The sequence below is a fragment of the Arachnia propionica genome, assembly GCF_003859805.1.
Taxonomy (GTDB): domain Bacteria; phylum Actinomycetota; class Actinomycetes; order Propionibacteriales; family Propionibacteriaceae; genus Arachnia; species Arachnia propionica_C.
Window position 1 is genome coordinate 175,431 of sequence record NZ_RQZG01000005.1, and the last position, 10,673, is coordinate 186,103.

A 10,673-nucleotide genomic window follows, 5' to 3' on the forward strand; every position below is an offset into this window, starting at 1 on the left:
GTCGGCCAGTGCCACCCCGTGCCCTCCGGCCCCTGTGAGCCTCAACGAACGGTTGGAACGGATCGCGGGTGGCGAGTGCGATGAGCCGTTGTACCTGACCCGGGGACGAGGCTGCATGCTGCCGACCCGAGGGCAGCAGCTCAGGCAGCGTCTCACCCGTTCGGGAGCCGTCACCGTCGTGATCCTGGCCGGTCTGCTCGGGTTGACGTTGGCCCTCGGGCATGAACCCAGACCCCTGCCCGACCCATTGGGCGAGGCCCGGCAGCAGTACTACCTCTCCACCACTGCGATCAGCGTGAACGAGGGGATCGGGGCCGCGATGTGGGCGAGGGAGCACGGCTTGTCCTCCCAGGCCTCCCAGGTGGCCCCGAGAAGGGTCGAGCCCGAGGGGACCACGCCCGTCAGTCACACGGAGGCCATGACGGTGCTCAGCAGGAATCGCTACCAGGTCACCTTCTCGGGGAGACAGCGGGTCTGGTTGGCCGACGCCGAGGGGGCGCTGTGGGCCAACGACGTGAGGATCAACGAGATGGCCGGCCAAGGAGCCGGCATCACGGTGCTCGATGCCGACGGACAGGCCTTCTCGTCCTGGTTCGTGCCGACCCTCGGGTGCTGCGGGCTGTCTCCCGAGATGGATCGGGAGTTCCACCGCTACACCGCGAGCCAGCTGGTCGCCGGACGCGAGACGCAGGTTCTCGAGGCGCGACGTGACGGCGTCGTGGTCTCCCGCTGGTGGGTGGACGCCGAGCACGACGTGGTGCTGTGGTTCGAACGTTACGACACGGCGGGGAAGCCCACCGTCGTGGCGGGATTCCTCGAGATCACCTTCGGGGTGGCGGAGATCGACCAGGACGCGGTGCCCGCACTGACCCTCCAGGCCGCCAGTTCCGCAGACCGTGCGGGATGGTGCCATGGACTCACCCGGTGCCCCATGTCGTTGGCTGGACTGCCGCTGGTGGCCTACGGCACCAGCGGTCCGGGGGAACAGCCGTGGCAACGGCTCGTCTACTCCGACGGGGTGCGGACCCTGAGCGTCTCCTGGACACCCGGGGTGATCGGTCAGGTCACCCGGATGGATGACGACGCCAGGGGGCAGCCCCACGTCAGCGTCTGGCAGGCCGGCGATGGGGTGATCTCCGTGGCGACCGCTGATTCTCGGGCCCTGCTGGTGCGGGCCTGCGACGAACTCCCGGGCGAGCGGGCCAGCGATTTCGACCTCGGGGACCGCTTCACCAGTGGGTTGTGGCGACTCCTCGGAATTGGATGATCCCTTCCGGGGCACGGTAGCCTGAACGACATGTTTGGCATTGATGCTGCCGAACTCGTCCTCATCCTGGTGCTCGGTGTGGTCCTGTTCGGCCCCGAGAAGTTGCCCGCGTTCTCACGCAAGGCCGCGCGGGTGTTCGTCGCGGTCAGGGACATCGCGAACAACGCCCAGAGCCAGTTGCGCAATGAGCTCGGCCCGGAGTACGCCGACCTCAAGCTGCAGGACCTCAACCCGAGGACATTCGTGGCCAAGCAGTTCAAGGACGAGATCGCTGCGATCGACGAGGCCAGACGGGACCTCGCCTCGGCTGGCCAGTCCATCAAGGACCAGGCGAGTTCAGCCACCAGGGCGGCCAAGGAGTCCGTCGCCTCGGGCGGGTCCACCCCGGAGCGCGAGGTGGTGGCCGCCGAGGAGACGGCAGGGCTCCCGGCGCCGCCCCGGGCCGCCCCGTTCGACCCCGAGGCGACCTGAGGGTCAGGCGCGGGTCACACCGGGTTGATCGGGAGGAGTTTCCCGACGATGTCCAGGCTGCGGGCCGCCAGGTCGGCACCGAGCTTCGACAGCGCCTGGGCTGCGGGGTGGTCCGGGGCGCCGAGCACGATGGGTTCCCCGCGGTCACCACCGGCCAGCAGCGCCTCGTCGAACGGGATCTGGGCCAACAGCGGGACCTCGTAGCCGACCCGCTCGGTGAGGGCCTCCGCGACGAGTGCGCCACCTCCTGAGCCGAACAGCTCGATCTGGTACCGCGCACCGGTGTCGGGTGCGGTGAACTCCAGCCAACTCATGTTCTCCACCACACCGATGACCCGCTGCGACATGATGTGGGCCATCGTCCCGGCCCGCTCCGAGACCTCGGAGGCGGCGAGCTGGGGCGTGGTGACCACCAGCACCTCGGAGTTCGGGATCTTCTGTCCGAGGCTCATGGCGACGTCCCCGGTGCCGGGCGGCAGGTCGAGGAGCAGGAAGTCCACATCCCCCCAGTAGACGTCCGCCAACAGCTGTGTCAGCGCCCGGTCGAGGATGGGGCCACGCCACGCCACCACCTGGTCCCGGGAGGGCTTCAGCATGCCGACGGAGATCACCTTGAGTCCCTCGGCCGCGGGAACCGGCAGGATCATGTCATCGACGACGGTGGGCCTGGCATCACCGAGCCCCAGCAGGTCCGGCACGGAATGTCCGTAGATGTCCGCGTCGAGGATGGCCACGCTGCGGCCGGCCCTGGCCAGGGCCACCGCCAGGTTCACCGTCACGGAGGACTTCCCGACACCCCCCTTGCCCGAGGCCACCGCGATCACCTTGGTGAGGTTGCCGGGCTGGGCGAAGGGGATCTCACGTTCCACCTTGTTGCCGCGCAGCACCTGCCGCATCGCGTCGCGTTGCTCGTCGTTCATCACGCCGAGCTCGACCCTGCAGGCCGTGACTCCCTCGACCGGTTCGACAGCGGCTCTGACCCGATCGGTGATCTCGGAGCGCATCGGGCAGCCCGCGACGGTGAGCAGCACACGCACGAAGACCTCGCCGTCATCGGTGGCCGAGATCTCGTCGACCATCCCGAGCTCGGTGATGGGGCGACGGATCTCGGGATCCTCGACGGTGTGGAGGGCGGCCCTGATGTGGGGGAGGAGCGGATTCTCGTCAGTCACCCGTCGATTGTCCCTCAACCGTTCACACAGATTCCACCTCGGGCGGCCGGGTGCCCCGGGCCAGCGCATCGCCCAGCAGCACCAGGCTGATCCCCACCAGAGCGATCAACCAGACGTTGGCGAGGGTGGCCAGCACCACGACGGCGGGGCCGAGGGTGAGATGGACCACGAGACGTTCCTTGTAGCCGAGTCGGTGGCGTGAGGCCGGGGCCAACCAGCGTCGCCACACCAGGGCGTAGGCGGCCAACTGGAGGACCGCTGCCCCGAGCCCGAGCCACAGGCCACCCCCGATCACCCACAGTGACCATGCCCCGACGCCTGCCAGCAGGGCGTGTCCGGCCAGCATCACGACGGAGAACCAGCTGATGTGCCCTTCGGTCATGACTGTTCCTTCCGTTCGTTGACCTGCTCGAGGCGTTCCGCGAGGTCCCGGAGCTCGTTGCGCAACTCGGAGCGGACGAAGTCGCGCGTGGCCAGTTCCCCGAGGTGCATCCGGATCGAGGCGATCTCCCGCGCCAGGAAGTCCATGTCGGCCCTGGACTGCGCCGCGAGTCGTCGGTCCTCGTCGAGGCTCAACTTGTCCCGGGTCTCCTGACGGTTCTGGGCCAGCAGGATCAGTGGGGCGGCGTAGGAGGCCTGGGTGGAGAAGAACAGGTTGAGCAGGATGAACGGGTACTCGTCCCACCTGAACCCGAAGATCCCGACGACGTTGAGGGTGACCCAGGCCGTCACGAAGACGGTCATGTAGGCGATGAACTTGCCGGTGCCCATGAAACGGGCGGCGGCCTCGGCGAACTCGCCGAAGTTCTCGGAGTCCAGGGAGACCTTCGGGAGCAGGCTCCGCTGCCGCTGGCGCGGTTCGGACAGGGGGTTGCGCTCAGCCATGGGTCACCTCCACGGCCTCGCTCGGCTCGCCCATCTGGGTGCCGCGCCAGTCATCGGGCAGCATGTGGTCCAGCACGTCGTCGACCGTGACCGCCCCGACGAGGGCTCCGTCGGCGTCGACGACCGGGGCCACCACCAGGTTGTAGGTGGCGAAGAAGCGGCTGACCTGCGCCAGGGGGGAGTCCGGGGTGAGGGGTTCCAGGTTGAGATCCATCATCGTCGCGACGATGAGGGTGGGGGCGGAGCGCAGCAGCTGCTGGAAGTGGACGGCGCCGACGTAGCGGCCCGACGGTGTCTCCAGCGGGGGGCGGGTGACGAAGACCATGGAGGCCAGCGCCGGGGTGAGCTCCTCCGCGCGGATCCGGGCCAGCGCCTCGGCGACCGTGGCGTCGGTGCCGACGATGACCGGCTCCGGGGTCATCATGCCGCCGGCGGTGAACTCCTCGTAGACCAGCAGCCGCCGCACATCGGAGGCGTCCTCGGGCTCCATCCGGTCGAGGAGGTCCTCCGCCACGGCCTGCGGGAGGTCCTTGATGAGATCCGCGGCGTCATCCGGGTCCATCTCGCCCAGCACGTCGGCCGCGCGTTCGGTGTCCATGCTGGAGATGAGCTGGATCTGCTCGGTCTCGGGGAGTTCCTCGATGGCCTCCGCCAGGGTCTCGTCGTCGAGGGCCTCGACGACGGCGGCCAGCCGTTCCGGATCCAGGTCGTGCAGCTCCTGGGCGATGTCCGCGGGTTTCATGTCGCTGAACTTCGCCACCAGGTGGGCGGGGGTGCGGCCGGTCGTGAGCACCAGGTCCGGCACCTGGTTCCAGTGGATGATGTCGGTGACACGTTTCCCACCGAAGCCGAAGCGGCTGACCCTGGCCCGGGAGGTGATGGCCACCTGGTGCAGCTCCCACTCCCGGTTGCGCACCTGGATCATGGACACGTCCATCACCCTGGCCGGGGTGTCCCGGGGCACGGGACGGTCGAACAGGTCGGCGTCGACCAGCAGCTCGGTGTCACGCTTGGTGAAACGTCGGGTGTCGACCTGACCCAGGATCGCCACCTGGTTCACCGTGATGTTGTGGACCCGGATCATGGGGACGAAGATCTTCTGCCGTGCGAAGAGCTCGACCACCAGACCACGGACCCGCGGCGGCATGTTGTTCGTCCTGAGGTGGAACACCACGTCCTTGACCCGGCCGACCTGGTCCCCGGCGGCATCCACCACGGGAAGGCCAATGACCCGGGAGATGAAAACCGCATGATCCTTGGCACTCATGGGACTGAATCTACACTTGGGAAGGCTGCTGGCGGCAGCGGCGAACAGGAGAAGACATGAATCCGACAGCCAGACACGGTCGTCTTTTTGAGCTCGACTATCCCCAGAAGGTGGCCGAGTACGACACCTACGACGAGGCGCAGGCCGCCGTCGACTTCCTCTCCGACTCACTGTTCGAGGTGGAGAACCTGATGATCGTCGGTACCAACCTGCGTTCCGTGGAACGGGTGATGGGTCGTCGCACCTGGGCCCGGGTGCTCACCCAGGGGATGTTCTCCGGGATCGGGACGGGGCTCTTCGTGGCCTTGATGTTCCACCTGTTCCTCGACAGGCAGACCAACTTCTTCGCGATACTCGCGACCGGCCTGGCGCTCGGGGTGTCCTTCGGGGTGCTGTCGAGTGGGCTGAGCTACGGGCTGAGTGGTGGTCGTCGCGACTTCGAGTCGATGCGTCAGGTGGTGGCCACCGGCTACGAGGTGCTGTGCGAGCACAAGGTCGCGGCCAGGGCCCGCGAACTGCTCGCCGCCCGACCGGGGGAACGGACCGCGTGAGCCCGGTTGGTATGGTTCTGACATGGAGCTGACCTGGGATCTCTACAACCCTTCATCCGATGCCGACCGCATCCTCGTCCTCACCCCGAGCCTCGGGGGCAACTGCGCGCACCAGTGGGCCAAGGTGGCCGACCTGCTGTCGGATCGCGCACGAGTGGTGTTCGTCGACTACCCGGGGCATGCGCTCAGCCAGGTCTGGGACGACGCCGACGAGCCACGGCTGGAGGTCATCGCCGACGCCGTCGTCGATGTCATCTCCCAGGTGCGTGAGCAGGTGGGGGATCTTCCCGTGGTCTATGCCGGACTGTCCATCGGCGGGGCCACGGGGCTGCACCTGGCCCGGGACCACGCCGATGCCGTCGCCGGTGTCGCCGTGGTGGCCTCCGGCGCGACGGTGGGGGAGTCGTCGCGCTGGCTGGCGCGGGCGGAACGGGTCGAGGCTGAGGGCACCCAGCATCTCATCGACGAGACCGTGCAGCGGTGGTTCACCCCGACCTTCAGGGCCACCCACACCGGGGTCGTCGCCACGATCATGGAGGGACTCGCTGACGCGGATGACCACTCCTACGCCCAGCTGTGCCGCTGCCTGGCCGTCCACGACGTCCGTGACGATCTCGCCGACATCCGTTGCCCGCTGCTGATCGTCGCGGGTGAGCGTGACTCCTCCACCCCCATGGCCAACCAGGAGTTCGTCGCGGAGACCGTGCCGGGTGCCCGCTTCGTCGTCGTCCCGGACGCCTCGCACCAGATCCCGGTGGCAGCCCCCAGGGACGTGGCCGATGCACTGGGCGCGTTCCTGGACCGGGTGGGCCGTCCCAGGCGGGGCGAGGCCGACGACTGACCGCTGCTCGGGATCGTGTGGGGCGGGAACCGGATCGGTTCCCGCCCCACGGCTGTCGGTCGCCTCAGCCCTGCAGGGCGGCCAGCCAGGCCTCGACCTCGTCGATGTGGCGCGGGATCGCCTCGGAGAGGTTGACGGGATCACCATCGGTGATGAGGATGTCGTCCTCGATCCGCACCCCGATGCCGCGGAACTCCTCGGGAACCAGCAGATCGGTCGACTTGAAGTAGAGTCCCGGCTCCACCGTGATCACCATGCCGGAGCGGAGCTCGGCATCCCGGTACAGCTCACGGCGGGCATGGGCGCAGTCGTGGACGTCGAGGCCCAGGTGGTGTGAGGTGCCGTGGACCATCCACCGTCGGTGCTGGCCGCCCTCGGGTGACAGGCTCTCCTCGACACTGCACGGCAGGACCCCGATCTCGGCCAGGAACTCCGCGATGACGCGGATCGCGGCCTCGTGCGGTGCCGTGAACGCGTTGCCCGCACGACAGGCCTCGATCCCGGCGGTCTGGGCCGCCAGCACCGTCTCGTAGACCCGGCGTTGGGCCTCGGAGAAACGCCCACCGACCGGAAGGGTCCGGGTCACGTCAGCGGTGTAGAGGGAGTTGACCTCCACACCGGCGTCGAGCAGGAGCAGGGCATCGGGAGCCAGGTCACCGTCGTTGCGGATCCAGTGCAGGGTGTTCGCGTTGTCCCCTCCGGCCACGATCGAGTCGTAGCCCACCGCGTTGCCCAGGTGGCGGGCATGGAGGGCGAAGATCCCCTCCACCCAGCGCTCACCACGCGGCGTCGCGGCGGCCCGTGGCAGTTCCCTGCCGACCGCCTCGAAGCCCACCCGTGTGGCGTCACAGGCACGCCTGAGCTCGTCGATCTCGAAGGAGTCCTTGACGAGCCTGAGCTCGGAGAGGGTCTGGAACAGTTCGGCGTCACGCTCGTCCTCCCCACCCCGCAGTTCGTCGACGAGGCTCGTCACCTCGGGGTCGGACTCACGGACCACCAGCAGGTCCGCCACCCCGGTCAGATCCTCGCGCAGCTCCCGGATGTCGCGGCATTCCAGGCCGGTGCGGGAGGTCATCTCAGCCAGGGAGTCACGCTGCCCCACCCACATCTCCCCGTAGCGGCTGGAGGCGTAGAACTCCTCGTCGGTGCGGGGGCATCGGGGACGGAAGTACAGCACCGTGCCGGTCGGGGAGACCACGACGACGGCGTCGGGTTCGCGGTCCTCACCCAGCCCGGTGATCCAGGCGAAGGTGGAGTGTGGTCTGAAGCGGTAGTCGCAGTCGTTGGACCGGACCTTGTACGGCCCGGCCGGCAGCACCATCGTGGCCCCGGGGAAGGCCTCACGGAGTGCTTCCTGGCGTGCCGCCGTCCAGTCCGCGGCGGCCAGGCGCTCCGGAGGAGTGTCGCCGTAGGGGGCCCAGTCGGCGACGATGAACTTCTTGAACGCCTCCGAGAAGGGTGGCTTCCGGTTGTCGGTGCGGTCCTTGGCCTCGTTGGCGGGCACTTCCTGCTCAGTCATGGCTGATGAGTCTAATGACCCGGTAGATTGGCGCTGAAATCCGTTGGAAGGACCAGCATGCTCGCCGACCCCGCTGACCAGCAGCGCCTGCTCACCCTTGCCGAACTGGATGCTGAGTACGCCAGGCTGCAGCACACCGCACGCAGCCTGCCGCAGCACGCCAGCATCGCGGAGCAGATGAAACAGCGTCAACTCCTGGTGGAGGACCTCACCCGGGCCAGCACCCGGGTCGACGACCACGGCGTCGCGGTGAAACGGGCCGAGGCGGACCTGATCCCGGTGCGTGCCCGCCTGGAGCGCGAGGAGAAGCGGGTGGCCGACGGTTCCGTCACGGACCCGAAGGTGTTGCGGGAGCTCACCCAGGAGGTGCAGCGGATCCGGCACCGGATCGAGGAGCTGGAGGATGCCCAGTTGGAGGTGATGGGGCTGCTGGAGACCGCGACGGCGGAGCGTGACGATCTGGCGGTCCGCAAGTCCGAGCTGGAGGAGCGGATCAGGGCCGAGGTCGCGGTGCGTGACGAGCAGGTCGGGCGACTCGGTACCGAGGCGAAGGCGGTGGCGGCGTCCCGGGCCGCAGAGGCGAAACAGGTTCCCGGTCCGCTGCTCGCGCTCTACGAGAAGCTGCGGGAACACAGCGGGCTGGGGGCGGCCAGGCTGCACCGAGGGCGCTGCGGTGGCTGTCAGCTGGAGATCACGGTGGCCGATCTCGACACCTATCGCAAGGCGGCCCCCGACGAGGTGCTGCGCTGCGTCGAGTGTGACCGGATCCTGGTGCGCACCGCGGAGTCGGGTCTCTGATGCCGCGCCGTGCGATACGACTCGGTGAGGTCCCGTCGGAGGTCGCCGAGGGCATCCAGCGGCTGCGTCATCGGTTGGAGCTGCCCTCGGGCTTCCCCGTCGAGGTGCTGGAGGAGGCGGCATCGCTGCGTGACGGGACACCGTCGTTCCCGCGTCACGAGGACCGGACCGACATCGAGTTCGTGACGGTGGACCCGGCGACGTCGAAGGATCTGGACCAGGCGGTCTGCATCGAGCGCTCCGGGAGTGGGTACCGTGTTCACTACGCCATCGCGGACGTCGCCGCGTGGATCACCCCGGGATCGGCGTTGGACAAGGAGGCGAGGCTGCGGGGCGAGACCCTCTATGCGCCGGGAGCGCGGGTTCCGCTCCACCCGTCGGACCTGTCGGAGGATGCGGGCTCGCTGCTGGCCGATGGACGTGCCCGGCCGGTGATCCTGTGGACCCACGAGTTGGACGCCGACGCAGTGGCCACCGCGGTGACGGTGAGTCGGGCCATGGTGCGTTCACGGGCGAAGCTCTCCTACGAGGAGGTGGCCCGGGACCTGGAACGCGGCCAGGCCCATCCGAGCATCGCCCTGCTCCCGAGGGTGGGGGAGCGGAGGCTGCGGCTGGAGCAGGCGCGTGGTGGGGTCTCGCTCAACCTGCCGGATCAGGAGATCGTCGCCGAGAACGGTACCTGGCGCACCGAGTTCCGCACCCTGCTCCCGGTGGAGGACTTCAACGCTCAGATCTCCCTGATGACGGGGATGGCTGCGGCGCAGCTCATGGTCCAGGCCGGGGTCGGGGTGCTGCGGACCCTGCCGGAGGCCGGTGAGCGGGACATCTCCCGGCTCAGGTGGACGGCCCGGACGCTGCGGGTGCCCTGGCCGAAGGGGATGTCCTACCCCGAGTTCGTGAGGAACCTCGACCCGGCGGATCCCCGGCAGCTGGCGGTCCTGGTGCGCTGCACCTCCTTGTTCCGTGGGGCGGGCTACGTCTCCTTCCACGAGGGCAGACCCGAGGGGGACCTCGGTCACGCCGCACTGGCCACCGAGTACACCCACGTCACGGCACCGCTCAGGCGACTGGTGGACCGGTTCACCTCGGAGATCAGCGTCTGTCTGGCGCAGGGGGAGGAGATCCCCGACTGGGTGACGCAGGCGCTGCCGGAGCTGCCGGAGGTCATGTCCGTCAGCGGGCGTCGCGCCCGGGCGTGGGAACGCGGTGTGGTGGACCTGGCGGAGGCGCTGGTGCTCCGCTCCCGGGTCGGGGAGGCCTTCGACGCGGTGTTGACCGATGTCAGTCCGAGAACGGGGCTGGGGACCTTCCAGATCGCCGATCCCGCGGTGGAGGCGCGGCTGCCCGCGGAGGGAAGGAAGCCCGGGAGCACCCTGCGGGTGCGGGTCGACGAGGTGGACCTCGTCGAGGGGACGGTGCGGTTCTCGCATCCGCAGTAGCTGGTCAACCGCTACACTTCATGCTTGGACGAGTCGGCCGGGTGATCGCGGCCCGGGCAACCGGGCTGAGGAAAGTCCGGACTCCGCAGAGCAGGGTGGTGGGCAACACCCACCCGGGGTGACCCGCGGGACAGTGCCACAGAGAACAGACCACCCGGCTTCGGTCGGGCAAGGGTGAAACGGTGGTGTAAGAGACCACCAGCGTCCCAGGTGACTGGGACGGCTCGGTAAACCCCACCCGGAGCAAGACCAAGAAGGCCGGTTTGTCGGCCGCAGACACCGTCCGAGCGCTGCTCGCGCGAGGTGTCTGGGTGGGTTGCACGAGCCCGTCGGCAACGACGGGCCTCAGATGGATGATCACCGACGACAGAATCCGGCTTACAGGCCGACTCGTCCCTCAATCGGCCAGGCATAGGGGCTTGTCGGGGGCAGAAATCGGTTTTGGCAAGGCGTTTTGCTGCCG

At 68.6% G+C, this 10,673-nt stretch carries 11 protein-coding genes and 1 other RNA gene; 7 read left to right on the forward strand and 5 right to left on the reverse strand.

Annotated features, from left to right (window positions below; genetic code table 11):
* The first annotated feature begins 34 nt into the window (after positions 1-34).
* Together EII34_RS06265 and EII34_RS06270 are read left to right on the forward strand one after the other, a co-directional pair.
* Complete coding sequence (locus EII34_RS06265) at positions 35-1,267, forward strand: hypothetical protein (RefSeq protein WP_148092626.1); 1,233 nt, start codon at positions 35-37, stop codon at positions 1,265-1,267.
* A gap of 30 nt (positions 1,268-1,297) precedes the next feature.
* Positions 1,298-1,738, forward strand: a complete 441-nt coding sequence (locus EII34_RS06270) for a sec-independent translocase (RefSeq protein WP_124844036.1) — start codon at positions 1,298-1,300, stop codon at positions 1,736-1,738.
* A 14-nt stretch (positions 1,739-1,752) separates the two neighbouring features.
* On the opposite strand, the gene EII34_RS06275 is transcribed toward EII34_RS06270, so the two are convergent.
* The 4 genes from EII34_RS06275 to EII34_RS06290 are packed head-to-tail and all read right to left on the reverse strand — an operon-like array spanning position 1,753 to position 5,062.
* Positions 1,753-2,910, reverse strand: a complete 1,158-nt coding sequence (locus tag EII34_RS06275) for an Mrp/NBP35 family ATP-binding protein (protein ID WP_124844038.1) — start codon at positions 2,908-2,910, stop codon at positions 1,753-1,755.
* Between the two features lie 22 nt (positions 2,911-2,932).
* The gene (locus EII34_RS06280; protein WP_124844040.1) at positions 2,933-3,292 is read right to left on the reverse strand and encodes a hypothetical protein; all 360 of its coding nucleotides are present in this window, start codon (positions 3,290-3,292) and stop codon (positions 2,933-2,935) included.
* Entirely contained in the window at positions 3,289-3,795 is a 507-nt protein-coding gene (locus EII34_RS06285) for a DUF1003 domain-containing protein (protein WP_124844042.1), read from the reverse strand. The genes EII34_RS06280 and EII34_RS06285 overlap by 4 nt, the downstream gene beginning before the upstream one ends.
* Entirely contained in the window at positions 3,788-5,062 is a 1,275-nt protein-coding gene (locus tag EII34_RS06290) for a magnesium transporter MgtE N-terminal domain-containing protein (RefSeq protein WP_124844044.1), read from the reverse strand. The genes EII34_RS06285 and EII34_RS06290 overlap by 8 nt, the downstream gene beginning before the upstream one ends.
* A 56-nt stretch (positions 5,063-5,118) precedes the next feature.
* On the opposite strand from EII34_RS06290, the gene EII34_RS06295 reads away from it, so the two are divergent.
* Positions 5,119-5,613 carry a YflT domain-containing protein gene (locus tag EII34_RS06295; RefSeq protein WP_124844046.1) on the forward strand — a complete coding sequence of 165 codons (495 nt, stop codon included), beginning with the start codon at positions 5,119-5,121 and terminating at the stop codon, positions 5,611-5,613.
* A 22-nt stretch (positions 5,614-5,635) separates the two neighbouring features.
* Positions 5,636-6,454 carry an alpha/beta fold hydrolase gene (locus EII34_RS06300; RefSeq protein WP_124844048.1) on the forward strand — a complete coding sequence of 273 codons (819 nt, stop codon included), beginning with the start codon at positions 5,636-5,638 and terminating at the stop codon, positions 6,452-6,454.
* 64 nt (positions 6,455-6,518) lie between these two features.
* Here EII34_RS06300 and EII34_RS06305 read toward each other — a convergent pair whose 3' ends face one another.
* Positions 6,519-7,973 carry an aminopeptidase P family protein gene (locus EII34_RS06305; protein WP_124844050.1) on the reverse strand — a complete coding sequence of 485 codons (1,455 nt, stop codon included), beginning with the start codon at positions 7,971-7,973 and terminating at the stop codon, positions 6,519-6,521.
* A gap of 57 nt (positions 7,974-8,030) precedes the next feature.
* On the opposite strand from EII34_RS06305, the gene EII34_RS06310 reads away from it, so the two are divergent.
* The 3 genes from EII34_RS06310 to rnpB all read left to right on the forward strand — a co-directional run bounded on the left by EII34_RS06310 (position 8,031) and on the right by rnpB (position 10,607).
* Positions 8,031-8,771 (forward strand): zinc ribbon domain-containing protein, encoded by a 741-nt coding sequence (locus tag EII34_RS06310; RefSeq protein WP_124844052.1) that lies wholly within the window; start codon positions 8,031-8,033, stop codon positions 8,769-8,771.
* A complete protein-coding gene (locus EII34_RS06315) occupies positions 8,771-10,210 on the forward strand; it encodes an RNB domain-containing ribonuclease (protein WP_124844054.1) in 1,440 nt (479 codons plus the stop codon). The genes EII34_RS06310 and EII34_RS06315 overlap by 1 nt, the downstream gene beginning before the upstream one ends.
* A 29-nt stretch (positions 10,211-10,239) precedes the next feature.
* Positions 10,240-10,607: RNase P RNA component class A (rnpB, locus tag EII34_RS06320), an RNA gene on the forward strand.
* Positions 10,608-10,673: the final 66 nt, after the last annotated feature.

Bases quoted from the DNA above. Each gene is read 5' to 3' on its own strand.
- EII34_RS06270 (WP_124844036.1), top strand. From the start codon at position 1,298: ATGTTTGGCATTGATGCTGCCGAACTCGTCCTCATCCTGGTGCTCGGT.
- EII34_RS06280 (WP_124844040.1), bottom strand. From the start codon at position 3,292: ATGACCGAAGGGCACATCAGCTGGTTCTCCGTCGTGATGCTGGCCGGA.
- EII34_RS06285 (WP_124844042.1), bottom strand. From the start codon at position 3,795: ATGGCTGAGCGCAACCCCCTGTCCGAACCGCGCCAGCGGCAGCGGAGC.
- EII34_RS06290 (WP_124844044.1), bottom strand. From the start codon at position 5,062: ATGAGTGCCAAGGATCATGCGGTTTTCATCTCCCGGGTCATTGGCCTT.
- EII34_RS06295 (WP_124844046.1), top strand. From the start codon at position 5,119: ATGAATCCGACAGCCAGACACGGTCGTCTTTTTGAGCTCGACTATCCC.
- EII34_RS06300 (WP_124844048.1), top strand. From the start codon at position 5,636: ATGGAGCTGACCTGGGATCTCTACAACCCTTCATCCGATGCCGACCGC.
- EII34_RS06305 (WP_124844050.1), bottom strand. From the start codon at position 7,973: ATGACTGAGCAGGAAGTGCCCGCCAACGAGGCCAAGGACCGCACCGAC.
- EII34_RS06310 (WP_124844052.1), top strand. From the start codon at position 8,031: ATGCTCGCCGACCCCGCTGACCAGCAGCGCCTGCTCACCCTTGCCGAA.
- EII34_RS06315 (WP_124844054.1), top strand. From the start codon at position 8,771: ATGCCGCGCCGTGCGATACGACTCGGTGAGGTCCCGTCGGAGGTCGCC.